Source organism: Bifidobacterium sp. KRGSERBCFTRI, from assembly GCF_025908335.1.
The window spans coordinates 3,039,453-3,062,848 of record NZ_CP109653.1 but is presented as its reverse complement, the minus strand read 5'-3'; the positions used below and the strand labels follow the sequence as shown (position 1 = coordinate 3,062,848).

The 23,396-nt window shown below is 57.7% G+C and carries 21 protein-coding genes; 12 read left to right on the top strand and 9 right to left on the bottom strand.

All coding sequences use genetic code 11. The annotated features are described in order from the left end of the window. Nucleotides 1-425: 425 nt before the first annotated feature. Nucleotides 426-1,478: a DUF4236 domain-containing protein gene (locus OGI63_RS12955; RefSeq protein ID WP_080505105.1), complete on the top strand. Its 1,053-nt coding sequence runs from the start codon at nucleotides 426-428 to the stop codon at nucleotides 1,476-1,478. Here the strand turns inward: OGI63_RS12955 and OGI63_RS12950 are convergent, their stop codons facing one another. From OGI63_RS12950 to OGI63_RS12925, 6 genes are all read right to left on the bottom strand, one after another. Further along, nucleotides 1,479-1,844 carry a YccF domain-containing protein gene (locus OGI63_RS12950; protein ID WP_041777408.1) on the bottom strand — a complete coding sequence of 122 codons (366 nt, stop codon included), beginning with the start codon at nucleotides 1,842-1,844 and terminating at the stop codon, nucleotides 1,479-1,481. A gap of 208 nt (nucleotides 1,845-2,052) precedes the next feature. After that, complete coding sequence (locus OGI63_RS12945) at nucleotides 2,053-3,549, bottom strand: polysaccharide biosynthesis tyrosine autokinase (protein ID WP_011743656.1); 1,497 nt, start codon at nucleotides 3,547-3,549, stop codon at nucleotides 2,053-2,055. Between the two features lie 137 nt (nucleotides 3,550-3,686). Beyond that, nucleotides 3,687-4,223 (bottom strand): protein-tyrosine-phosphatase, encoded by a 537-nt coding sequence (locus tag OGI63_RS12940; RefSeq protein WP_011743655.1) that lies wholly within the window; start codon nucleotides 4,221-4,223, stop codon nucleotides 3,687-3,689. Between the two features lie 125 nt (nucleotides 4,224-4,348). Then, nucleotides 4,349-4,879, bottom strand: coding sequence for a hypothetical protein (locus OGI63_RS12935; protein WP_011743654.1), 531 nt, complete (start codon nucleotides 4,877-4,879; stop codon nucleotides 4,349-4,351). A 246-nt stretch (nucleotides 4,880-5,125) separates the two neighbouring features. Continuing rightward, a complete protein-coding gene (locus OGI63_RS12930; RefSeq protein ID WP_041777407.1) occupies nucleotides 5,126-5,326 on the bottom strand; it encodes a helix-turn-helix transcriptional regulator in 201 nt (66 codons plus the stop codon). After that, on the bottom strand, nucleotides 5,316-5,741 hold the full coding sequence (locus OGI63_RS12925; RefSeq protein WP_041777406.1) for a hypothetical protein: 426 nt from the start codon (nucleotides 5,739-5,741) through the stop codon (nucleotides 5,316-5,318). The genes OGI63_RS12930 and OGI63_RS12925 overlap by 11 nt, the downstream gene beginning before the upstream one ends. A gap of 141 nt (nucleotides 5,742-5,882) precedes the next feature. On the opposite strand from OGI63_RS12925, the gene OGI63_RS12920 reads away from it, so the two are divergent. After that, nucleotides 5,883-6,905: a hypothetical protein gene (locus OGI63_RS12920; RefSeq protein ID WP_260798153.1), complete on the top strand. Its 1,023-nt coding sequence runs from the start codon at nucleotides 5,883-5,885 to the stop codon at nucleotides 6,903-6,905. Between the two features lie 213 nt (nucleotides 6,906-7,118). After that, the gene (locus OGI63_RS12915; RefSeq protein ID WP_011743831.1) at nucleotides 7,119-7,574 is read left to right on the top strand and encodes a hypothetical protein; all 456 of its coding nucleotides are present in this window, start codon (nucleotides 7,119-7,121) and stop codon (nucleotides 7,572-7,574) included. Between the two features lie 113 nt (nucleotides 7,575-7,687). Here the strand turns inward: OGI63_RS12915 and OGI63_RS12910 are convergent, their stop codons facing one another. The 3 genes from OGI63_RS12910 to trxA all read right to left on the bottom strand — a co-directional run bounded on the left by OGI63_RS12910 (nucleotide 7,688) and on the right by trxA (nucleotide 11,134). Then, complete coding sequence (locus OGI63_RS12910) at nucleotides 7,688-8,695, bottom strand: hypothetical protein (RefSeq protein WP_011743830.1); 1,008 nt, start codon at nucleotides 8,693-8,695, stop codon at nucleotides 7,688-7,690. Between the two features lie 880 nt (nucleotides 8,696-9,575). Then, nucleotides 9,576-10,571, bottom strand: coding sequence for a G5 domain-containing protein (locus OGI63_RS12905; RefSeq protein WP_011743828.1), 996 nt, complete (start codon nucleotides 10,569-10,571; stop codon nucleotides 9,576-9,578). Nucleotides 10,572-10,729: 158 nt separating this feature from the next. Then, nucleotides 10,730-11,134 (bottom strand): thioredoxin, encoded by a 405-nt coding sequence (gene trxA / locus OGI63_RS12900; RefSeq protein ID WP_003806768.1) that lies wholly within the window; start codon nucleotides 11,132-11,134, stop codon nucleotides 10,730-10,732. A 197-nt stretch (nucleotides 11,135-11,331) separates the two neighbouring features. Here trxA and OGI63_RS12895 point away from each other — a divergent pair, with 197 nt between their 5' ends. The 9 genes from OGI63_RS12895 to OGI63_RS12855 all read left to right on the top strand — a co-directional run bounded on the left by OGI63_RS12895 (nucleotide 11,332) and on the right by OGI63_RS12855 (nucleotide 23,327). Next, the gene (locus tag OGI63_RS12895; RefSeq protein WP_003806767.1) at nucleotides 11,332-11,952 is read left to right on the top strand and encodes a DUF4916 domain-containing protein; all 621 of its coding nucleotides are present in this window, start codon (nucleotides 11,332-11,334) and stop codon (nucleotides 11,950-11,952) included. A 72-nt stretch (nucleotides 11,953-12,024) separates the two neighbouring features. Next, complete coding sequence (locus OGI63_RS12890) at nucleotides 12,025-12,885, top strand: alpha/beta fold hydrolase (RefSeq protein WP_011743827.1); 861 nt, start codon at nucleotides 12,025-12,027, stop codon at nucleotides 12,883-12,885. 147 nt (nucleotides 12,886-13,032) lie between these two features. Further along, on the top strand, nucleotides 13,033-14,130 hold the full coding sequence (gene nudC, locus OGI63_RS12885; protein ID WP_011743826.1) for an NAD(+) diphosphatase: 1,098 nt from the start codon (nucleotides 13,033-13,035) through the stop codon (nucleotides 14,128-14,130). A 149-nt stretch (nucleotides 14,131-14,279) separates the two neighbouring features. Beyond that, nucleotides 14,280-16,112: a L,D-transpeptidase gene (locus OGI63_RS12880; protein WP_231837033.1), complete on the top strand. Its 1,833-nt coding sequence runs from the start codon at nucleotides 14,280-14,282 to the stop codon at nucleotides 16,110-16,112. 55 nt (nucleotides 16,113-16,167) lie between these two features. Next, the gene (gcvH, locus tag OGI63_RS12875) at nucleotides 16,168-16,572 is read left to right on the top strand and encodes a glycine cleavage system protein GcvH (protein WP_033500058.1); all 405 of its coding nucleotides are present in this window, start codon (nucleotides 16,168-16,170) and stop codon (nucleotides 16,570-16,572) included. A gap of 273 nt (nucleotides 16,573-16,845) precedes the next feature. Next, nucleotides 16,846-18,060 (top strand): App1 family protein, encoded by a 1,215-nt coding sequence (locus tag OGI63_RS12870; protein WP_011743823.1) that lies wholly within the window; start codon nucleotides 16,846-16,848, stop codon nucleotides 18,058-18,060. A gap of 73 nt (nucleotides 18,061-18,133) precedes the next feature. Then, nucleotides 18,134-20,638: a S9 family peptidase gene (locus OGI63_RS12865; RefSeq protein WP_050731466.1), complete on the top strand. Its 2,505-nt coding sequence runs from the start codon at nucleotides 18,134-18,136 to the stop codon at nucleotides 20,636-20,638. Nucleotides 20,639-21,030: 392 nt separating this feature from the next. Continuing rightward, complete coding sequence (locus OGI63_RS12860; protein ID WP_172761225.1) at nucleotides 21,031-22,026, top strand: Ig-like domain-containing protein; 996 nt, start codon at nucleotides 21,031-21,033, stop codon at nucleotides 22,024-22,026. 260 nt (nucleotides 22,027-22,286) lie between these two features. Continuing rightward, nucleotides 22,287-23,327 (top strand): 3-isopropylmalate dehydrogenase, encoded by a 1,041-nt coding sequence (locus OGI63_RS12855; protein WP_011743820.1) that lies wholly within the window; start codon nucleotides 22,287-22,289, stop codon nucleotides 23,325-23,327. The last annotated feature ends 69 nt before the right edge of the window (nucleotides 23,328-23,396 follow it).

The window sequence follows — 23,396 nt, the reverse complement described above, 5'->3', positions numbered from 1 at the left end:
GAGTTTCTGCTGATTCCTTCTCGGGAGAAGGAACGGATGTCTTGATGTTTTGTCATACGAAACAACATCGTGCAATCTGGGACGTTGCCTTGGACGTTTTCTGTTTGTGTGTGGAGGCTTTTGCGGTGTCCCCCTTCTTATATTGGGTTGGGAATTGTTTCGATCGGGATGGTGACGTTTTCGGGATTCTTGGTTCTTGTTCCTGATAGGGGAGGGTCGGAACGTCGAATATATGAAAGGCGGAGTCTTGGATGCTTTTTCTTGCCATGGACGCATGCTTCAGGCCGCTTCGGCACGTTCTACACTCCGTAAATGTTTTTTTTGGAGACGCCTAAAAGAAAACAATGTGACGGGCTTTTATATAAGAGAAGAAAAACTGGCTGAGGCGCATTGAAATAACGGACCCAACCCCGAAAAGTCATATAATGACTAGCAAGAGAGACGCTATCAAAGGGGAGAGCATGGGATTCAGGATTCGAAAAAGCATCAGCTTGGGTAAAGGCATGCGCGTCAATCTCGGCAAAAACGGCATCAGCAGCGTCACATTCGGCAAACGCGGAGCGCCACACGTCACAGTGGGAAAGCGCGGCACCTATGTTGGAGCCAGTGTTCCGGGAACCGGCATCAGCTACAGCCAAAAGATCTCAGATGAGAAGCCCGCCAAGGCGAAGAAAGCCAAGAAGAACACAAAACGATCCAAAGCGGATGCTGCACAACTGCCGCTGACCACTTCGCCAGTGGAAACCACCGTCATGCCATATCCTTCCGATGCGGACAAGCTGACTTTGACCAACACTCCGTCTGTCTCAACCAACGAGCTTTCAAACTCCAACGGGCCAACCGACCCTCCAACCGGTGGAAAGCATACGAAGAAATCCAAGCAGCCAGGCTCTTGGAAACGGTGGATCGTCATTATTCTCGTTGCCGTCGTAGCGCTCGCCATAGGCAACATGAGTGCTGATCCGACGCAAAGCAGCCAGTATAAGCAACTGGAGCAGCAGTTGACTTCGCAGAAACAGCACAACAACAAACTGCAGCGGCAAGTCGATGAGCTCAACCGGAAACTGGACGATATTCAGGATCTCAAGGATCAGTTGGAGCAGCAGAAAGCCGAACAGGATTCGCAACAGAAGCAGCTTGACCAGCAACAATCCGAGCAGGAGCAGAAACAGCAGGAGCAAGACCAGAAGCAACAGGAGCAAGACCAGCGGCAAACACAGCTCGACGAGCGTGAAAAGAACATCGCGCAACGTGAGGAAGCCAAGAAGCAGGCTCAAGAACAACAGTTGGCCCAAGTGGCGCAGCAGCAGTCCCAAGCTGCGCAATCGCCGGCGCAGGCTCCGGCGGCAACGTCACTCGGTAGAGCGCATGGTGGCGCGTTCTGCTCTTCCGCAGGAGCTACGGCGCAATCGGATCGCAGCTCTTCGATACTCACGTGTCGGACGGCATCCGATGGCCGACTGCGCTGGATGCGCTAATCACAGGCTGTAAATCTGCGAACCAAACGGCCACAGCGCCAGTTTGGCCATTTTGAACGACTGGATACCGAACGGAATGCCGATGATGGTAATGCAGTTCAGCAGTCCGGCGCACACGTAGCCGATCGCCATCCACACACCGGCCAGCACGAACCACACAATGTTGACCAGCACCGAGCCCACGCCGCCTCCATAGACCACGGTCTTGCCGAACGGAGTCAACGTCAGCCCCGCCATCTTGAACGCCTGCACGCCCAGCGGGATGCCGACGATGGTGACGCACAGCACCAGTCCGATGACGGCCCAGCCGGCGGCCAGGAACAGTCCACCCAGAATCAGCCACAGAATATTGCCAAGAAGTCTCATACCCACATGATAGCGGCATCCGGCAAGTGCCATATCAGCTGTGGGCGCAGAGAGGGCGTACAAGGAAAGGCGCATAAGACGAGACGGAAACCGGCTCGAAACGAAAAGATCGAATCCACCTCACCTGTCAGCCTTGAAGACATAAAGAAAGGCTGGAAACCACAGCGGTTTCCAGCCTTCTCTTGAATCAGCGGACTTTAACCCCGAGCTACTTCTTGCGCTTGGCTTCGGAGCGGGACTTAGGAGCCTTGTGGCTCGTCTTGCCGCCCTCGTCGTAATAGTAGTAATTGTCGTTGTTGGAGGTCTTGCGCTCCTTCTCGAAGTTGAACACGAATCCAACAACCGGAACGTTGAGGTTCTCAAGCTGAACGGCAATATCCTTCAGATCGCGCTTCATGGTGACGTCGCGGCCGGAAACCAGTACCACGCCATCGCTCTTCGCACCGAATACGGCGGCATCATTGGCCACGACCATCGGGGAGGTATCCACAATCACGTAATCGTAGGTCTGCAGGGCCATGTCCAGCATTTCGGTCATGGTCTTCGAATTCAGCAGCATGGAAGCGTTCGGCGGCTTCGGACCGGCAGGCATGATATGCAGATTCGGCTTCCAATAGCGCTGCACCACATCCTTGACGGTGGCCTGTCCGGACAGGACGTGCGCCAAGCCAGCGCCGCCTTCCAAACCAAGTCGGTCGGCCACGGACGGGTGACGCAGGTCGGCGTCGATGAGCAGCACCTTGGCACCGTTCTCGGCCAAGGCTGCGGCCACATTCACGGAAACGGTGGTCTTGCCTTCGGACGGGCCGACGGATGTGATGACAATCATGCGGGCGTTGGAGCCTTCAACCTTCGACGTGAACGATAGGTTGGTGCGGATACGGCGGAATTCCTCGGAAATACGACCGGCAGGGGAGGAGATGATGATCGGCTTGATGCCCTTCAGACTGTCGTCTGTTGGAATACGGCCCATGATAGGGGCGTTGATGATGTCTTGCAGATCGTTGGCTTCCTCCACGCGGGTGGCCATAAGATCGCGAATGAGCGTGGCGAAGACGCCAAGGATCAGGCCGCCGACCAGTCCGACGGCGAGATACAGCGCCACCTTGGGGGAGCTGGGGGAGAGCGGCACGCTGGCACGCTGCACGATGGACAGCTTCACCGGTGATTCCTTGCCAGACGCATACAGCGACTTTTCCACTACGTTGCTCAACGATTCGGCTACCGCATTGGCGATGTCGGACGACTGCTTCGCATCGCCGCTCTGCGCGGTGATATTCACGAAGGCGGTGTTCGTCGGGTTCGTGACCGTCAGCTGACCAGCAAGACCCGCCACAGTAGTGTCGAGACCCAAGTCATCGATGACTGGCTTCAGCACGGATTCAGTGGTGACCAGAGTCGGGTACGACTGAATCTGGTTAGTGATGTACGTACTGGCGCTGTTGATGTTGGAAATGTTATTATCCTGCACCGAGGAATCGCTGTACGTGGCGAACACCTGGGAAGTGGCCGAATATTTCGGCGGAACCAGGAACGTGTAGGCGCACACGGCGGCAAAGACCACCACAAAAGTGATGATGCCGACCACAATATGCTTGCGGACAATACGGAACAGGTCCATCAGGGTGATGCCGTTGTCTTCCGTTTCGGTAGGCTCAACCACTACCTGACCGTTTTGTGACGCTGTACTTTCTGCTGCGGCCATGTTTCCCTCTCAGAGATTTTCAAAATCCAAAACAAACTCATAATAGCAAGGAGCCCTCCCAGATGGGGGAAAGCTCCTTGTGGGGGAGGGCGCTGAGCGTGACCATGGTTTCAGCTTGACTCCCTTACAGTAAGGGGTTATCGAGTGGTGGTATCAGCAATGGTCTGCAAAGCCTTGCAAATCTCCTGATATGAACGCTCGTAGACCGCGTAATCTTTACCCATAGGATCTTCGATATTGGCGGTATCGGGAATCATAGGGCGGATCATGCTGGCATTATCGATAACGGATTCGAGTCGTTCCTCGCGCGTATCGCCATCCATATACCCCTGTTCTTTGCAATACGCGCACATGTTGGCGAAGTCGTTGATGAGGAAAGTCCTGCACGCCGCCGTTGGAGCGATCACCGCGATCTCCTTGCGCTGTTCGTGCTCAAAGCACAGAATCAGGCCGCTGCTGTTCGCCAGTTGCGGGGTGATGCGCTTGGAACGGAACTGTTTGGCATCGATGCCATGCGCGGCCAGCAGTTTTGCGCTGTTTGGCGCGATTTCATGCGCGTCGAGTCCTCTCGTGCCGGCGCTGTCGGCCTCGAGATCGGGCATATAGTGAGGGAGCAACAGCTCTCCCATGGGGGAACGGCAGACGTTGCCGGTGCAGACGAATACAACCTTCATTGGTGTCCTTTCTGCGTGCGTGGATGCCCTGTGGGGTGCGCGCGAAATAAGCGTAAAAAAGGGCCTGGGAATGCCCCAAGCCCTTCATGAACGTAAGTGTTCAATTATTTCCGGTTGAGCCGAGTTCAGCGAGCGGAGCTCTTGCGGACGGCAACCAGGGAGATGCCGGCAGCGGCGAGCAGCACGACGGCCACAGCGTACGGGGCGATGGCAGCACCGGTGGAAGCGGTCTGAGCGGAGCCGTTAGCAGCAGCATCGGCAGCGCCAGTACCGGTGGCGGCCACAGTCACGGACGCGGAGGCAAGGGCAGCGCCGGTGTGGTGACCCTCAGCGTCAGAAGCGAAAATCTGGGAGCTGATGGTGCCAGCGAAACCCTTCTTGAAGGTGTAGGTGGCAGTCAGGGTGCCATCGTCGTGAGCCTTGGCGGCCTTGGAATACTTGGTGGCAGCCAGGGTGACGTTCTCAACGGTGGTGTCGTCGTAGGACACGACGTAGTACTGACCCGGGGTCAGACCGGTGAACGTGAACGTCGCAACATTGCCGGAGACGGTGCCGGTTGCGCCGTACTGGTCGACAGCCATTGCGGAGTTGGCAGCGAAACCGAAGCCGAACACGGCGGCGATGGTAGCCAGGATTGCAACGATCTTCTTCTTCATGATCGTAATTCCTCTCTAATAAGTGGAAGTGTCTTCAGCAGTTCGCCTTGCGGTTCCCTGCTACTGCCTTGACTATACGCTTCGCTTGGAATGGCGCCCTTCCCGTGGTGTGACGCCATTCGCACATATGTGACGTCGATGTCTCATCGTGTGACGAGCTTCGCACATGCCCCCGAATCGTCAAATATAGAATTTTCGTTGGAAACTCGCCATTCTTGAGGAAAATTGGAAAACGACACGCCGAAGCTATTCCTCGTCGTCGAAACTGAACAGGTCTTCGACGGTGGTGTCGAGCGCTTTTGCCAGATCCATGGCAAGCCTGAGCGATGGGCAGTACTGACCCTGCTCGAGTCGTCCGATTGTTTCGCGGCGCACGTTGACGAGGTCGGCGAGGTCGGACTGTTTGAGCCCGCGTTCCATACGTTTGAATTTCAGACTAGTCTTCATCGTCTTCTCCGTTTTCCCCGCCCGCACGTTCCAGCCACAGGTATCGCGCGTCGGCGATGGCCAGCGCCAGCATGCCGAGGGTCGGCAGCGCCATGGCGGGAATGTTGAATGGCACATGCTTGAACAGCGAGACGATCATGCCGATGAAGCCCAGCACCACCAGTGCCGCCACCAGTATGAAGAAGGTGAAGCGGATGGCGGTGGCCTGATGCTCGTCGGACAGCTCGTCGCGGCGCGGATACGCGCGGTTGTACACCATGGTGAGCCACAGTTCGCCGATAATCCAGAGCAGGGCGATTGACGACATCATGATGATGCCTGGCCAGGTACGGTGCTGAAACAGTTGCGTTGCGCATGCTACAGCACCCACGAATTCGACGATCGCACGTAATGCGATGTACCGATTGAAATTCATTTTTCAAGCTCCTTTAACGCGCTTGGTCTATTGTATCGTGCCTCTTTATCTGGGTTCGACGGGTGGATTGAGCATGTTTTCTGAAACGTTTGCATGCGTGAGATTGCAGTAATTATTGGTTGTTTGGGTGACTGTAGGGGTGTGACCCTTGCTGATATCGTTCGCAAGAAGGCAGAAAAAGAGGACGATCCGGAGCATGATCCGCTGAAAACCATCCCAGCATCGCCGGAAAAGCCGTCGCCTATCAAGAAAATAGTAGTGGGTTCGGTTGCTGCGGTGGCGGTAATCGTCATAATTGTGGGCGGTGTATTCGTTGTGCGTGCGAAAAAAGAAGCGCAGCAGGAGAGCGCTGCAATCGCAATGTGCGAAAAAGCGCGCAGCAAATATTCCGAAGCGAACGAAATCTTGAGCAAGGCGATAAGGAAAGCTGAAACTTCGCAGAAACTGACGGATAGCCAAGTCGCCGACGCGAGCACGCTGACAAAGTTGAGGCAAAGCGTCAAACAGGGCGAGCAATTCGGTGCGGCCAGTGAATGTTCCACGTCGCTTGCGCAATCCGTGCTGCAATCGCGTGCCCGCAGCATGAACAAGCATAGCAATGACATGAAGGAACAAGCCGCGACCATCATTGCGGACGTGAAATCGGTGGAAGACAGCAAGAAGACACTGGAAGCCAATCAGATTCGCGACGCTTTGGGGCAGAGCGTTTCCGGTGCGCGTACGTTGCTTGACAGCTCCGCTTGGCAAGTCGCGGATAATTCGACACGCGACGCGCTTTCCCAGGCGATCGATGCCGCACAGAAGCTGATTGACGGCAATAGCGTTGATACTAAGGCTATGCAGGAGGCGTCGAAGGCGATTTCCGCTGCGTCAGATGCGGTGAATGCTTCCATGAGGGCTGCTCAGGAGGCTGCGGCGGCTCAGGCTCAGGCGCAGGCGCAACGGGCGCGGGCTCAACAGGCTCAACAGGCTCAACAGGCGCAACAGTATTGGAATCCATCGCGGAATAATGGTGATAATGGTGACGACAATATTGGCAGCGATGATAATGCTGCTAATGCTGCTAATGCTGGTGATGCTGGTAAAGAAGACAATGGCGCCGGTGTCGGAGTCAACGGCAATGGGGGTGCTGCATCTTCTGGCAGTGGCGCCGGTGCCAACTAAATCGCATAACAGAAGCTGATATTTGTACTATTTAAGGGTGTAAATATTGCAATTTACGTAAGTTGTAGATTGTGATATTTACACCCTTTTATTTACCCCTCTTTTCTGTTATCGTTATACGCTATTTGTGGAATATTCATGACGATTCGTATTCAATCGTAAAATGATGTAAAGTTTTTCCGGTAGTTGTTTTGATTTAAGAAAGGCTTTTATATGTCTATTCTGGATGGTTTTAAAGAGGTTGGCGAAAGCAATAACGGTAAATTGACCATGACGGTCATGCTTGAATCCGTTCGTTTTTCCAAGAACGTCAGCGCTGTGCTGGGCTTCCCTAAATACGTCAAGGTTCTTGTGAACAATGACGAGAAGAAATTTGCGATTCAAAAGTGCAATGACAAGGATGAATATGCGATTCGCTTCGCCACCAAGAAGCCGGGAGAGGCTTCTGCAGTGACGTTGCGCAATGTTGATTTGCTTGTTGCGACGCAAAAGTTCTTCAGCTTCCCCGAGCTGGACGATCCTACCAAAATTGCGTTCTACGCACTTGACGGCGAGTATTATTCCGACGAGCAGGTGATCGTGTTCAACGTGGAAGGTGCCAAGAATGGCACTGTCGGCAAGCGTGGTCCGAAGGCTGGTTCTCACCGTAAGACTTCGCAAGCCAAGTAGTCGGTTGTTGCCGACCACAAGACATTTTCCATCGTGCGCGTGTATGGATGCATTGCAGTTGTCATGTGTTTTATGCGCGCACGCATACATATTAAGTCGTAGATTGCAGTATCTTACATTTGCTGATTACGTTGCAATATAGTCTGTTGTCTTGCAATCGTCATTGAAAGTTGTATAAGAAAATCCTTGAACTTACCTGAATTGCTTAAGGTCTCGGCGTTGACGGAAAGTATTTGCCAGCCGGCTGAAGACAGCGCTGTGCGGCGAGCTTCGTCGCTTTCCCAATTTTGTGCGTGAAATTTACCGGAATATTCAATCGCAATTTTCAAATTCGGAATTGCAATATCGAGAAAAGCCTGCTTTTTATCGGCAGTATTTAACGGAAGCCGATAATTGATTACGAATGGACCGTAGCCGGCGCGCAACATACGGAATCGCAATCGTGTTTCCATACAGGAATCGGTATTTTCGGCAAGTAATTTCACCGCTTTATCACATTTCTTGCGATGCGGGAACGTGGTTGGCAACTCGTTCAATAATGTCGCAAAATCTGCCGGGGAGACGTGCACACGATAGAAGCTGCGACGCATCATCGCATCGCCCAGCACCACCAATTCCTCGAGCCTGAGATATGCGGCCATCTGTACCCACAGCAGCAACGGATGCACTGTGAAAATATGCGGCTCAACGAAAATCGGAGCGTATTTGCTGTTTTCGTAAGCGGCAAAAGGGGTGGTATCGCGGGTTACTTTTTTATGCGAACGTGCCGTTTGTGTATGTGGCGTTTCTGGAGTGGCTGCCGTTTGCCTAGAAGTGCGATCGCGCTGTAGTGTTCGGTCGGGTGTTCGGTCGGGTGGAAGTGTCGCTGTATAAGCGTGAAATTTCACACCTTCATGCGACGAGCGGAATCTCGGTTCCTCCACCACGATATGCAGATAATCGAGCAGTTTGATCTTGTCATAGAGCGACGGCATATCGATTAGCAAAACTCTGATAGCGGAAGTGAGACCGAGCACCACATCAGTATGGTATTTCTTGCGGATTGCGCGGGCGCGCTGTAGTTCTACGAGTTGCGCTTCGAAGAGAGCGCGGGTCATATCTTGCGGTGTCTGTGCGTACATGTGGGCAGCGTAAGCGAAAATGCGCGGTCGGCGCCACCTGCTTACGAAAATCTGTGGATAAGTGGATATTCTCTCACTGCGATTACGGTCGGTTGATAACTATGTTCTGGTTTTGAAGATGTGTATAAGTAGGCCGGGTGATCCCAAAAGTGTGTGCGGATTGCGCGGGCGTGTGGGTGTGAGATTGGAAGGAATCGTGCACTGCTAAGTGAACATGATCGCGGTGTCGCGTGTGCGGATTGTTCGGGACGTGTGCGGATAAGAATTGCCTAATAATAGTTAAAACAAGAAGCCTGAAGAAATTATAATGGCAAGAAACGTTGGAATTCTGGGCTTTTTGACTTTGATTCAATCGGCACCTTGCTAAAATTTGAGAACTTCATCCGCAAAGGTTGCTGAAAATCCGCACGAACGTTCGGATGGTCCGCACGAACGTTCGGATGGTCCGCACGAACGTTCGGATGGTCCGCACGAACGTTCTTCTGGTCCGCACGGACGTCCAGGGAGTTATGCACCTTGAATAATTTGCACGAGAGCTTGGAGAGTTCTGTGACTTCAAACGGGGTATGAATGAAGTATTGATTTAGAGGATGGATAGGTTTGAGAAAGTACGATTAGGTACGGATGGAAAGACGAGCAGAATGGGAAATCTGCAAAAAGAAAATCCCGTGGGGCTTCGCAGATTGTCTACATTAGCCTGTGCTGGGTTTGCACCAGTTAGTGCAAAGTGCGGCCCAGTACAAACTTTCACGAGCCGATTCGTACAGGCACAGTATTTCTGACGACAGCTGGGGTACTGCGTGCAATATGAATGAGCGGTGCACGCAAATATGCGATGCACCGCTCATTCATATTGAGGAATTCGCTCGTACTGAAAAACTCAGTAGCAGTGGTTGGCGAGCCAGTAGGTGTAGGCGCCCTGGATGGAGCCGTAGCGCTGTGCGCAGTAGCCCCAGAACCACTTAAGCTGGGTCTGGTAGTTGGTGGCCCAATCGGCACCGGCGCTCACCATCTTCGAACCGGGCAGCGCCTGCGGCAGGCCGTACGCGCCGGAGCTTGGGTTCGTGGCTGCGACATTCCAACCGGACTCATGAGAAATGATGTACACGGTGGCGGTGAAATCGGCCTCGGAATAGCCGCTGGACAGCAGATAATCGTGAGCCCACTGCTGCATTTCGCCAGCCGGCACGGTGGTGCCGATCGACGCTGCGGCCGCGGACGGCGTGGACGAGGAGCCGGTGCCGACGAGGATCACCTTGTCGGTCGGAGCCTTCTTCACGAAAGAGCTGATCATATTGGAAGACATGACCTTGCCGCCGGACTTGGTGACGAGGTTCGTGGTCTCCATAACACCGTTCGCGCCTTCGGTCTCGACCTTCTCCTGGCCCTTCGGCAGGCTGGAGGTCTCCTTCTTGACCGTGTTGAATGCGATATCCGTATCAGACACCTCAACGGAAGCGCCGGCACGTTCGATCTTGATGACGGTGTTCTCGTTCACCTTCGTATCCAAAGACGGGGAAACGGTGTCTTCCGTATCAAGGGTGATGTCGCCCGCGTCAAGCACGGACTTCACGTCGGTGAAGTGCATGCCGGGAACCACGCGGGTCTTGCCGTTGATCTTCACGGTGACGTACGAAGTATCTCCGGAAAGCGCCTCACGGGCGTTGCCACGGGAGGCTTCGATGCTGTCGGTGACGGAATACGCGGTGACCTGCTTGGCAGGAGACTTCTCCGCGGTGGCGTACAGATTATGCGACACGATGCCGCCAGTGGCCAACAGCCCCACTGCCGCAACCGTTGCGACAATCTTCACCATCTGAGATTTGCCCGGCAAGGCAAACGTAGTTGGTTGGGCATGTTTCTTATGGCTAGCCATTCTGCTCCTACATCGGGTACAATTCCTCGGCGGATTCCGTGCCTAGGGCACGGCGCACAACCGCTAGGGTTCCGCCGGAATGCGCGCAACTGCATATAGTCTACCGCACCCCAAGGAACTTGAAGATAACGTATGCAACGCGCAGGCGACGGGCCGAATCATCGTTCCGACTGACTACTTGGCGTTTTCACTTTGGCGTCTCCGCTGGAAGCGGTGTCCCCATCGGAAGCGGCCGCATCCATATCCAACGCCTTGGCCTGGCTGATCAGATCATCCAAATCGGAAGCGCGCAACGCGCCGGCCTGCTGGAAGATGATCTGCTGCTTCTTGACGACCATCAGCGTCGGCACTGCCTGAACCTTGGCCGCGGCGGCCAGATCGGGATTCTGATCGATATCCACCTTCGCGAAATAGACGTCCGGATTCGCCTCGCTTGCCTTCTCGAACGTTGGGCCGAATGCACGGCACGGACCGCACCACGTGGCCCAGAAATCCACGAACACCAGATCATTGGATTCGACGACCTGGTTGAAATCCTGCGAAGTGACTGCATGCGTTGCCATATGCGTTCCCCATTTCCCGGCTTACGCTATAAGCCGATTTCAAAAAACAATATCGTGCAATGCTGCGCAATATTGCGAAAGCCCGTTTGCGAAAAGTATATAGCCGCACGCCACGCAAACACACTGCCGCACCCGATTGCGCTATGGGAAGAATCGGAAGCACGTGACATTCACATGCCGTGCGTGATAATGGAACCATGCCAGTGATGAATGATGAAGTGCCCGACGAGGGCGATTTCGACGCCAACCGCCATCGCGGGGAATTCGACGACATTACGCCGGAGGATTTCATCCGCGGAATGGGCAACCCTCCGGGATGGCTCCCATCGGACGAAATCAACCGCATGCGCCACGAAATACCGATTCCGTACGTCGTGGTCGTGCCGGTGCGCACCGACGATCTCGGCAGGGTGGCGCAAATCGGCTCGCTGCTGCGCGTCACTGACGACGGCGGTATCGAACGCACATTGATCGCCGGACGTGTGCTCTATCACGAATCGTTGCGTGAAGCGGTGGCGCGCAACGTCGCAAAAGATTTGGGCGATATCGCCCTGCCGCAGCTGCCAATCAGCCTGCAGCCGTTCACCGTGGCCGAATTCTTCCCGACACCCGGCCTATCCGACTATTACGATCCACGCCAACATGCGATCGCGCTGTGCTACGTGGTGCCGATCGCCGGCGATTGCAAGCCGCAGGACGAGACGCTCGACGTGGAATGGGTCGACCCGTCCGGCGACATGCTCGACACCTTCGTCGGGCAAATGGCCAACGGCTACGGCACCATCGTGCGGCAGGCGCTCGCATGGACCGGCAAGTAGGACAAGCCGCGCAAGCGGGGCAAGAGCTAGGCAAACTAGGCGAATAGACAGATAGGGGAGGATTAGAAAAATATGACGATTGAACTGAACAACAACGTATATACGGACGGCGGCAACGATACCGAAACCACGCCGGTGGTGCTCGTGCACGGCTTCCCGGTGGACCACCGCATGTGGGACGAGTGTGCGGCGGCTTTACGCGACCAAGCTGTGAAACAAGGCGTGAAACCATTTGCGATCTGGGCTCCGGACATGCCCGGCGCCGGCGAAGGACCGATTCCGTCCGACGAAGACAGCGGCGGCAAGGACGCCGACGGCGCGTTCCCGTACGGACTGGACCGTATGGCGGACGCGTACGTGGACCTGCTGCACGCCGCCGGCTACGGCAAAGCCATCTGGGTGGGCCTGTCGATGGGCGGTTACTTGATTCTCGACATCCAACGCCTGCATCCGGAAGCGGTGGCGGCGCTCGCCCTGTGCGACACGAAAGCCGACGCCGACTCCGCCGACATGCGATTGAAGCGCGTCGCAATCGCCACCGACTGCGAAACGACCGGCACACACGAGCCGGTCATGGGATTCGCCGTGCCGTCGGAAGCCGATTCCACCGTGAAGCAGTCGGACGCCTACTGCAGGCAGTTCGAAACGTGGATCAACGAACAGCCCGCCGACGGCATCGCCTGGCGCGAACGCATGGCCGCTGGCCGTTCCGACCTGAACGACGTGCTGCCGAACATCAACGTGCCAGTCGCAGTAATCTGCGGCGACAAGGACCCGTCCAGCCCGCCGGCAGTGATGAAGCCGGTCGCCGACGCGATGACGAAAACCGACGTGACGATGACGGTGATCGACGACTGCGGCCACTTCAGCGCGTACGAACACCCCGACCAGGTGGCCGCCGCGTTGCTGGAACTGGTGAAGCGAGTCGGCTGAGCCGGCTGCGACGATTATCTGTGGCAGACCATCCGGCGTATCGACAAGATATAGAGAAAATATATAAAACATATATACGAAATATGTACTACGTATGTATAACGAATATATTCCGTATATAACACGCATGAAAGAGGCAACACAACCATGAGCGTGTTCTCACCACTGGCATTGACGCAGACCCTGCCGTTCCTGCCACTCGCCCAAGGAGACATCGACTACGAAGTGGCACGACGCGGCGAACCCGACCTGTTCGCCAAAGTCCTGGCGGAACCGGCAACGAAAGTCATCCTCGTCAAAGACGGCAAAGTGGCCGTGCCGCACGGCCAAGGCGCCATCGCCGACTACGCCAACGTGAAAATGCGCCTCGCCCAACTGCCGGGCGCGTACGTTGCCGCGGAACTCGAATCGCACCCATCGGCGCTCGCCATATTCCTCGGCTCGTACGGCGGACGATTGGGCGAGCACGTCGTCGCCGTGGACGTGACGCACGTCCAGCCGAACGATACGACGATTACGGCTGCGACGGCTCGCAGCGGGGGAGCGGACGACGCGTTCGCCGAAGTGCCGGCGCATGAATCGCAGGAAAACGCGAAATCGCTGCTGGAAAGCGCGGCAACCCGATTCGACTGGGTGGACCTGCGCGGATTCGCGCCCCACGCCAGCGCACGCGAAGCCGGACAGGCAACCTCCGCCATCTCGCTCAGCATGTGGCACGCCCGGCAGCGTCACTGCCCGACGTGCGGCGCGCCCGTCGAACCGGCGCTCGGCGGCTGGGCTCAGCACTGCACGAACGACGAGGATGGCAATCGTTTGCTGTTCCCCCGAATCGAGCCAGCGGTGATCACCGCGATCGTCGACCATGATGACCGTCTGCTGCTGCAGCACAACAGCGCGTGGCGCAACAACGGCCTGTACTCGGTTTCGGCCGGATTCGTGGAGGCTGGCGAAAACCTGGAGCACGCATGCCGGCGCGAAGCCAAAGAGGAAGTCGGCATCGAAATAGGCGAACTCAAATACCTCGGCTCCCAGCCGTGGCCGTTCCCCTCGTCTCTCATGATGGCGTTCAAAGGCGTGGCGGTCACCACCGACGTGCACGTGGACGGCGAGGAAACGTTGCAGGCGCGTTGGGTCACACGCGACGAATACATGAGCGAACTGGTTTCGGGACGTATGGAGGCTCCGGGCAAAGCCACGATCGCACGCTACATGATTGAGGAATGGCTCGGCCACGACCTGCCGTGACAAGACCTGCCATTAAAAGGTGGTATCGGCTGAGCCTGTCTTCGGGGCGGTTGCCGGGGGAGCTTGTTTAGGTATTCGTTTGGGCACTCGTCTGCGTATCATGCTGCATGGTATGTACCGTGAAGAGAGTGAATGAGGAAACCACATACATGTCTGATAGAAGTGGGCAGAACGATACGGACAACAGTTTCGCCGGCATCTCGTTTGAAGGGGTGAATGCCGTGCCGCCGCAGTCTGGTGAGAACGGCGATACGATCAATCTCGCCGACGTGGCCGATGTGTCCGAACAGGACGACGTGTCCAACGCCGCCACCGAGACCATGCCGCCGTTGAATTTCGCATCGGACCAGACCCAGCCGTTCCAGTCATTCCCGACGGCCGGTGCCGCCGAAACCACGCCTGCCGGAACTGTCCCCAACGGAGCTGTTCCCACTGGTGCCATTCCTACCGGTGACATGCCCTCATCCACGCCCGCTCCCGCCATTCCCGTGCTCACCATGCCGGTCGAAGGAGAAGCCGTCGTGGCCAAGAAACGCAAACTGCCGCTGATCATCACCGGAATCGTGCTCGCCGTGCTGGTGGTCGCCGCGATCGCCGGCTTCTTCACCGCACACTGGTACTTCCAAGACAAGGCCGCGCCGGGCGTGACCTTCGGCGGAACCAGTGTGGCCGGACAGACCGCCGACCAGCTGAAAAACACGGTGACGGCCGCCGTGAAGAACACCACCGTGAACATCAAGGACGGCAACGGCAACAACGCTTCCGGCAGCCTGAGCGACCTCGGCGTGAGCTACAACGTCGACAAGACGGTCACGGAACTGCTCGCCGCCAAGCACCAGACCAACGGCGCACTCGAATACATCAACGAAGTCAACCCGTTCGTCAAGAAGAACGTGCCGCTGAACGCCAAGTCCAACAAGCTGGCCCTCAGGACGTTCGTCACCGACAAATTCGTGCAGGACACCGACCGCGCGGTACCGTCCACCGCATCGTACGATGCCAACGCGCGCGCCTTCGTCGCAGTGGAAGGCCGCGGCGGCAGGTCCCCGAAGGTGGACAACGTGATCGACACGGTCGCCAAAGCCATCGCGAACCCGGGGCACAGCGGCAGCGTGACGATCACGTACGAAACCATCGACGTGCCGGTCGCACTGCCTGAAGCCCAAAACGTGGCCGACCAGGCAAACGCGCGACTGAATGCGCCAATTGTGCTGGACAACGGACAAGGCAAGACCTTCCAGATTCCAGCCGAAGTCGTGGCCTCATGGCTGAAAACCGACGCCGATCTCGAACACGGCACGCTTTCGCTGTCCTACGATGACAACGCCATCACCAACTACGTGCAGCAGCAGGTCCCAGCCCAGCTCAACCAGGACGCGGTCGACCAGGAAGACGCCGTCGACAACAGCGGCAAAGTGCTGGCCACCATCGTCAAAGGCGTGAACGGCGTGAAGGTCAAGAACATGGAGGCGCTCGCACCGAAGATCGGCGAAGCGCTCAAAAACGGCCAAGGCGCCACCATTCCGGTGGACGGTGATGTGCAGAACTTCAAAACCGTGCAGAAGAAGAGCGAATACCGCATCGTGGTGGACCGCACCGCGCAAACCGCCACCGTGTATCACAACGACGAGGCCGTCAAGACCTTCCCGGTGTGCACGGGCACCACCGGCAAGCACGAAACCGACCTGGGCACCTTCTACATCTACCTCAAGTATCAGATCCAGGACATGACCGGCCTGAACGACGACGGCTCGCGCTACCTGTCCAAGGGTGTGAAGTGGGTAAGCTACTTCTACGGCGGCGAAGGCTTCCACACGGCAAGCTGGAACAATTACGGCATCGCCCACGGCGACCCGGCGCACTACGGCTCCCACGGCTGCGTGAACATGTACGAAGCCGATTCCAAGTGGATCTACGACAACTGTCCGGAAGGCACCATCGTGCAGGTAGTCGGCGCCATGCCATCCGGACCGGTACGCTGACCCGTTACGCGTGGCGCGGGTGCGCGGCGTTCGCATACGCCGTACAATGGGCGGCATGAGCGAAGCAAACGATAGCAAAGTGAACCTCGACGTGCCCGAGCACCTCGAATACTCCGACGAGCACGTGTGGGTGGATTCCTCCGTTGAACCCGCCATGGTGGGCGTTACCGAATACGCCACCGAACAGTTCGGCGAACTCGTGTACATCGATTTGCCTGAAGTCGGTACGCAGGTCGAAGCTGGCGACGAAGTGGCGGAATTCGAATCCTCCAAGGCGGTCACCGCGCTGGTCTCGCCGGTGGCTGGCACCATCCGCTACGTCAACAACGAGGCTGCGGACGATCCGAGCATTGTGACGGACGATCCGTACGGCGAGGGCTGGATTTTCAAGATCGAGCTTGAGGATGACGAGCCTGACCTGCTTAGCGCTGACGAGTATGCCAAGATTGTGGCTGACTGAATAGCACGGACGTCTAGTTTTAATTACGGCTGCGGCCGGCGGGTGCGATGCGCGACACACTCAAGGCCGTTCGGCCGGGCTTACGGTCGCGCATCGCACCCGCCGGCCGCAGCCTTTTTATGGGAAGTGCCTTGCGGGGCCCTGAAAGTTCCCTGATTTTCTCGGTGGCGTTACTGTTTGTTCGAACGCGACCCCTATAGTGGGCATATGAGTGAAATTCAGCCGTTGCCGCAGTTCCCGCCGCAGCACGAACAGCAGCGCGAACAGCAGCGTATGGGGGAGCGGATGGACGATTCTTGCGATGACATGCCCACCGTGCCGATTCCGGCACGCAAGGTGGTCACCACCTTCGACGCGGCCTCCAGACATGAGCGTCTTGAAGTCAAACCGCCGCTGACCAGGCTGTTCCGCCGCACGATCACCAAAGCATTCAGTGTCTGGCTGAAATTCTCGACCGCATTGGTACGGTCACTCGACTGGTATCCACGTGTCGAACCCTACGTCGGCTACGGCACCGAACACTACTCCCGACTGATCTGCCGTACCGTATACGGCCCGTTCAAACGGCAGGCCGGCCGCCTGATTCGCGGCATCCGTGGCATGCTGATGGTGCCGTCCCCACATACCAAAGTGCGGATCGCCATCGATGACGTGCCCATCGAAACAGTGCAGGTGGGTGCGTCGGAAGTATACGACGCGATCGACAGCAATCCTGATATTTCCAGCGAATTCGCGGCATCCGACGATGCCGGCTACCTCGACCTCGTCGCCGAGCATTCACTCGAACCGGGCATCCACAACGTCTCGTACAAAGTGCGTAGCCGCAAGCCGGTCAACGCCAATCTTTTCACCATTCCCAGCGGCACCAAAGTGGGCGTGATCTCCGACGTGGACGACACCATCATGGTCACGCAGGCGCCGCGTCTGATGAAGGCCGCCTACAATCTGCTGCTGCTTAATCCGCGCAAAAAAGTGCCGGTGGCCAGCATGAACCTGCTGTTCAACCGCATCGCGGACATGTTCCCGGACGCGCCGTTCTTCTACCTGTCCACTTCGCCATGGAATGTGGAAAGCTCGATCCGCCATTTCATTACGAACCACGGTTTTCCGGAAGGTCCGCTGCTGCTGCGCGACCTTGACCCGAGGCCGAAAACCTTCATTCCGTCGGGCGTGCAGCACAAGCTTGAATACGCCGAACAGCTCATGGCCGATTTTCCCGATATGAAGTTCATTCTGATCGGCGACGACGGGCAGAAGGATCCGACCACATACGCCACAATCGCACGCCGCTACCCGGGGCGTGTGCTGGCGATCGGCATCCGGCAGCTGTCCCCGCGCGAAGTGACCGGCAATTTCGGTTCCGTCGCCGGGCGCGTGGCCACGCAGCCGATGCCGGTCACCGACGTGCCGGTATTCACGGGAACGACCGGATCGAACATCATGAAAACCATGCTGCCGTACCTGCGCGCCGCGCAAAACGGCGACTGACGGCCGACACAAGTTTGTGTGGGTCGTCAGTATAATCGCGTGCATGAGTGAATTTCGGGGTATGGAAAACACCATGAACGTGAAGGAAGCGACGAACGCGCACGACGAACACCAGAATGGACTGGCGGTGCCGGAAGCGAAGCGGGTGCCAAAGGAGCGCACCTTCCACGGCGATACGTTCATCGATAACTACGAATGGCTGCGCGACAAGGAATCGCAGGATGTGCGCGACTATGTGGCGGCGGAGAACCGCTACTGCGAACAGCGCATGGCACCGCTCGCATCGTTGCGCAAAACGTTGTTCGACGAATTCAAGTCGCATGTGCAGGAAACCGACATGTCCGTGCCGACGCGCATGGACGGCTACTGGTACTTCACCCGCACCAAGCAGGGCGAACAGTATGCCGTGCAGTGCCGTGTGCCGATTCGCGGCGCGGACGATTGGGATCCGCCGACGGTAGAGGCCGGCGTGCCGCTCGACGGCGAACAGGTGGTGTTCGACACCAACGCCGAGGCGCAAGGCCACGATTTCTTCCGCATCGGCGGCATGGACATCTCCAAGGACGGCCGCTGGATGCTGTACGGCACCGACACGAGCGGCGACGAACGCTACGATTTCCGCATCCGCGATCTTGAGACCGGCGACGAGTTGGAGGAGCGGTTCGAGGGCATCGGCGGCGCCTGCTTCACGCCGGACGCGCAATGGGTGTTCTACGTGCTGCTCGACGACGCATGGCGTCCGTACGCGGTGATGCGCCACCACGTCGGCACCCCCGTCGCGGATGACGTGGAGGTGTACCGCGAGGCGGATGAACGCTTCTGGGTGGGTATCGGGCTGTCCTTCGACGAACGGAACATCGTGATTGGCACCGGATCGAAAACCACCACCGAGGTGCTGATGCTGCCGGTGGACACCCCAGAGGGCACCTTCCAGGCGTTCATTCCGCGCGAAACCGACGTGGAATACGACGTGAGCTTCGCCTGCTTCGAAGTCGCGGGGGAGCATGGCGAGGATATTCCGCTCGCCGTGGTGTACCACAACGCGTTGAATCCGAATTTCGAGATCGATGTGATCGACATGCGGACACACGAGCCGCCATACCGGCTGGGCGAAGGCGTGCGCGTGGCGGTCGGATCGCCTTACGGCTGCGAGCACGGCGACGACGTGGAGCCTGGCGCTTCCTCCATGCCGATCGGCACCCCGTATTCGAATCCCTGCAATCCCGCCATTCTGCAGGGCGCGCATGGTTTGGGCATCGAGGGTATCTCGATCCATCGGCATTTCGTCGCACTGCAGTACCGCGCGGAAAGCCTGCCGCATATCGCGGTGATGACGAAACGGGCCGCCGCCGAGGATTTCCTGGCCGGCCGGCCATGGCGGTTCACCGAACTGGTGCCGCACGCGCTGGAGGACGATTGGGACGTCGACGAATCCGTGGACGAGATCAACGAGGAACGCGCCGAGATCTGGGGCAAACTGGACGCGGCCGCCGCCGCGCAAGGCAAGGGATCGGCCGTGCATGGCGTCTCGCGTCGGGCGATGACGTCGTCGGACGGCGCCACCGCCGACCGCATGCCGGGGGAGACGCGCCGCCTGTATTCGATCGGCGTTGGTGGCAACCCCTCGTATGACGCGCCGCGCATGCGCTACTCGTTCGCCAGCTACACGCGCCCCGGCGAGCTGCATGACTACGATCCGGACACCGGCGAGGACCGTCTGCTCAAGCGCGCCACCGTGCTGGGTGGTTTCGATCCGCGCGACTACATGGAACGCCGGGTGTGGGTCACCGCGCGCGACGGCGAACGCATCCCCGTCTCGCTGGTATGGCGACGTGACGTGCCGACCTGCGATTCCGCCATGTTCATCACCGGCTACGGCGCGTACGAGATCAGTTCCGATCCGGGATTCGCGGTGTCACGCATCAGCATGCTCGACCGCGGCGTGCTGTACGCCGTGCCGCACATCCGCGGCGGCGGCGAAATGGGACGCGCCTGGTACGAGCAGGGGCACCTGCTCAACAAGAAGCATTCGTTTGAGGATTTCATCGACGCCACGCGCGCGCTGCAACGTGCCGGACTGGCCTCGCCGCTGCGTACGGTGGCGAACGGCGGCTCGGCGGGCGGCCTATTGATGGGGGCGGTCGCCAACATGGCTCCGGAATGCTATGCGGGCGTGGAGGCGGACGTGCCGTTCGTGGACGCGCTGACCTCGATTCTCGACCCGTCGCTGCCGTTGACCGTCACCGAATGGGACGAGTGGGGCGATCCGCTGCACGACGCGGATGTGTACGCGTATATGAAGTCGTACACGCCATACGAGAATGCGCCAGATAGTGAAAATGACGAAAGAACTGCCGTTTTTCCGAAAATTTTCATTACCACATCCATGAACGACACCCGCGTGCTGTATGTGGAGCCGATGAAATGGCTGGCCCGGCTGCAGCATGCCGGTGTGGACGCCGTGGCGAAAATCGAGGTGGAAGCCGGCCATGGGGGTACGTCCGGGCGGTACAAGCAATGGGAGGAAGTCTCCTATGAGAACGCTTGGTGTCTGTCGATGATGGGCATCGGCGGCTGAGTGGCCCCGAGGGTACTCCGGGGGATTTTCCGGGGGTAGAAGAATCATGACTGACGAAAACCCATTGTTGCAATCGTTTGCGGCAATGGGTTTTTGTTTCAGAAAATTTTCATGAAACATTGCAAACACCCTTCGGCGTTTCGCGAATCCCTTTTTTTGGGGGGGCACTCTAACGTCAAACGTTTTATGCCGCGCTTTTTAACTTTTATAAGGAAAGACACTGTTTCATACGTCAATGTTGACGTCGTGACACCGTGCTTGCATGACAGTGGCTGCAGCTGGGGCAAGGTAGTGGATGCCGCCACCTTAGGTTGTGCTTAATCGTGAAGCGAGGGATTATGCATAGGCACAAGGAGTTGGCGTCAAAGCGCTGTGTGAAAACGTTTGCCGCCATGCTGGTGACATTGGCGACCATGCTGGCATGCGTATTGATTGGGCCCGTTCATGCGCAGGCCGTGGAATACAACATCGGCGAGCTCGGCTGGGTGGACAAGGACTCCTCCAAGCTGACCATCGTGTCCGGCGGCCAGGAAAAGCCGTTCATCTCCGGCACCACCGTCGACTACGGCGATGAGATCGACATGCAACTGCATTGGAACGTGCCGAACAGCGTCACTGTCAAATCGGGCGACACCTTCGTCTACGATCTGCCCGAGAATCTGACCTTCCAATCCGGGCAACAGTACGACATCATCAACGGATCGGGCGATGTGGTCGGCCATTATGTGATCAACGGCAATCGCATGGTGGCCGCGTACACCCGCGGCGAGGACGCGGGATCGAACGTCACCGCGTATGTGACGGTCAAAGGCACCATCAACTCCGACAAGACCGGTGGCAACAACGGCGGAGACAAGACGTTCTCATATCCGGGTTACGGCGACGTGACGCTGTACGCCGAATGGACACGCACCTCACACCAGTGGACCATCAAGTTCGACCTCAACGGCGGTGTCGCTCCGGAAGGAAAGGAAGTCACGAAACTGTACGCGGACCAGAAGGTCTACGACGGCGACCCGCTGATCTCCCCAACCGTGGACCAGACGAACGTGCCGGTGCTCGACGGCTACGAATTCCAAGGCTGGAGCACCGTCCGCAACGACGCGCTCGCCAAGAGCGTCCTCTCGTTCGACGAGAACGGCAAGTCGCTGATGCCGATCGACCGCGATGGCACGGTATATGCGTTGTGGGCGAAGATGGGCACAGTGGTCAAGCCGCCGACCTCCACTTCCGACTCCACAACCCAATCGCAGATCGGCGCGTATTCCAATACCGAAACCGGACTCAACGGACTGGCCATGTTCGAAGCGGTGGTCCGTCAGCCAGGCAAGTTCCCGAACACCGATTTCGGGTCAATCACCGAGGAATCCACTCCTTGGGTTAACTGAATCAGCCGATTCGCCACATACACGTTGGCGTCGCGGACCATCTGTCCACGGCGCCAACGTGCGTATGTGGGCGGTGCGTACGTCCATATATGTGCACATTCATGTCTGTCCATCGCTTTGTTGGGCATTGCGCCCATTGCGTTCTTTGTGCCTATCGAAACAAACGGATATCCGCCCGCCGTACGTGGGGCATGGGACGGGTGTCCATTTGCTGAGCGGGTTTGGTCCGCCTGATGAATCACTGACTAGAGTCGCGAGCTATGAGTGATTCTGCAAAGAAGTACACCATCGCCGTCATTCCGGGCGATGGCATTGGCAAGGAAGTGACTCCGTGGGCTCAGAAGGCTCTGGAGAAGGCGGCCGAAGGCGTCGCCGAATTCGAGTACGAGCATTTCGATCTCGGTGCCGAGCGTTATCTGCGTGACGGCGCGATCCTCCCCGAGGAGGAAGAGGACCGTATCAAGAAGACCGATGCGATTCTGCTGGGCGCCGTCGGCGATCCGCGCATCAAGGCGGGCATTCTGGAACGCGGCCTGCTGCTCAAGCTCCGCTTCGACCTGGACCAGTACGTGAACCTGCGTCCGTCCAAGCTGTACAAGGGTGTCACGTCGCCGCTCGCCAACCCGGGTGACATCGACTTCGTGGTCGTGCGTGAAGGTACCGAAGGCCTGTACTGCGGTGCCGGCGGCGCGGTCCGTCGTGGCACCCCGAACGAGGTGGCCACCGAAGTCTCCATCAACACCGCCTACGGCGTGGAGCGCGTGGTGCGTTACGCCTTCCAACTGGCCATGAAGCGCAGGAAGCACGTGACCCTCGTGCACAAGAAGAACGTGCTGGTCAACGCCGGCGACATGTGGCAGCGCATCGTCAACAAGGTGGCCGAGGAATACCCGGAGGTCTCCCACGACTACCTGCACATCGACGCGACCACCATCTTCCTGGTGTCCAACCCGTCCCGCTTCGACGTGATCCTGACCGACAACCTCTTCGGCGACATCATCACCGACGAGGCCGGTGCCGTGGTCGGTGGCGTCGGCTACTCCGCTTCGGGCTGCATCAACGCGTCCAACGAGTATCCGTCCATGTTCGAGCCGATCCACGGTTCCGCTCCGGACATCGCCGGCCAGAACAAGGCCAACCCGACCGCAGCCATCCTGTCCGCCGCCATGCTGCTCGAGCATCTCGGTTTCGACGACGCTGCCAAGAAGATCCATACCGCCGTTGAGGCTGACATCGAGGAGCTTGGCTCCACCACGCGCACCACCGACGAGGTGGGACGCGACATCCTGGCACGCATGTGATTGGCATTCGCTGACATTCCATTTGGATGTTCCATTTGGTGAGACGCCCGCCGAAACAAGGTTTTCCTT

Bases quoted from the DNA above. Each gene is read 5' to 3' on its own strand.
- OGI63_RS12955 (WP_080505105.1), top strand. From the start codon at position 426: ATGACTAGCAAGAGAGACGCTATCAAAGGGGAGAGCATGGGATTCAGG.
- OGI63_RS12950 (WP_041777408.1), bottom strand. From the start codon at position 1,844: ATGAGACTTCTTGGCAATATTCTGTGGCTGATTCTGGGTGGACTGTTC.
- OGI63_RS12945 (WP_011743656.1), bottom strand. From the start codon at position 3,549: ATGGCCGCAGCAGAAAGTACAGCGTCACAAAACGGTCAGGTAGTGGTT.
- OGI63_RS12940 (WP_011743655.1), bottom strand. From the start codon at position 4,223: ATGAAGGTTGTATTCGTCTGCACCGGCAACGTCTGCCGTTCCCCCATG.
- OGI63_RS12935 (WP_011743654.1), bottom strand. From the start codon at position 4,879: ATGAAGAAGAAGATCGTTGCAATCCTGGCTACCATCGCCGCCGTGTTC.
- OGI63_RS12930 (WP_041777407.1), bottom strand. From the start codon at position 5,326: ATGAAGACTAGTCTGAAATTCAAACGTATGGAACGCGGGCTCAAACAG.
- OGI63_RS12925 (WP_041777406.1), bottom strand. From the start codon at position 5,741: ATGAATTTCAATCGGTACATCGCATTACGTGCGATCGTCGAATTCGTG.
- OGI63_RS12915 (WP_011743831.1), top strand. From the start codon at position 7,119: ATGTCTATTCTGGATGGTTTTAAAGAGGTTGGCGAAAGCAATAACGGT.
- OGI63_RS12910 (WP_011743830.1), bottom strand. From the start codon at position 8,695: ATGTACGCACAGACACCGCAAGATATGACCCGCGCTCTCTTCGAAGCG.
- OGI63_RS12905 (WP_011743828.1), bottom strand. From the start codon at position 10,571: ATGGCTAGCCATAAGAAACATGCCCAACCAACTACGTTTGCCTTGCCG.
- trxA (WP_003806768.1), bottom strand. From the start codon at position 11,134: ATGGCAACGCATGCAGTCACTTCGCAGGATTTCAACCAGGTCGTCGAA.
- OGI63_RS12895 (WP_003806767.1), top strand. From the start codon at position 11,332: ATGCCAGTGATGAATGATGAAGTGCCCGACGAGGGCGATTTCGACGCC.
- OGI63_RS12890 (WP_011743827.1), top strand. From the start codon at position 12,025: ATGACGATTGAACTGAACAACAACGTATATACGGACGGCGGCAACGAT.
- nudC (WP_011743826.1), top strand. From the start codon at position 13,033: ATGAGCGTGTTCTCACCACTGGCATTGACGCAGACCCTGCCGTTCCTG.
- OGI63_RS12880 (WP_231837033.1), top strand. From the start codon at position 14,280: ATGTCTGATAGAAGTGGGCAGAACGATACGGACAACAGTTTCGCCGGC.
- gcvH (WP_033500058.1), top strand. From the start codon at position 16,168: ATGAGCGAAGCAAACGATAGCAAAGTGAACCTCGACGTGCCCGAGCAC.
- OGI63_RS12870 (WP_011743823.1), top strand. From the start codon at position 16,846: ATGGGGGAGCGGATGGACGATTCTTGCGATGACATGCCCACCGTGCCG.
- OGI63_RS12865 (WP_050731466.1), top strand. From the start codon at position 18,134: ATGAACGTGAAGGAAGCGACGAACGCGCACGACGAACACCAGAATGGA.
- OGI63_RS12860 (WP_172761225.1), top strand. From the start codon at position 21,031: ATGCTGGTGACATTGGCGACCATGCTGGCATGCGTATTGATTGGGCCC.
- OGI63_RS12855 (WP_011743820.1), top strand. From the start codon at position 22,287: ATGAGTGATTCTGCAAAGAAGTACACCATCGCCGTCATTCCGGGCGAT.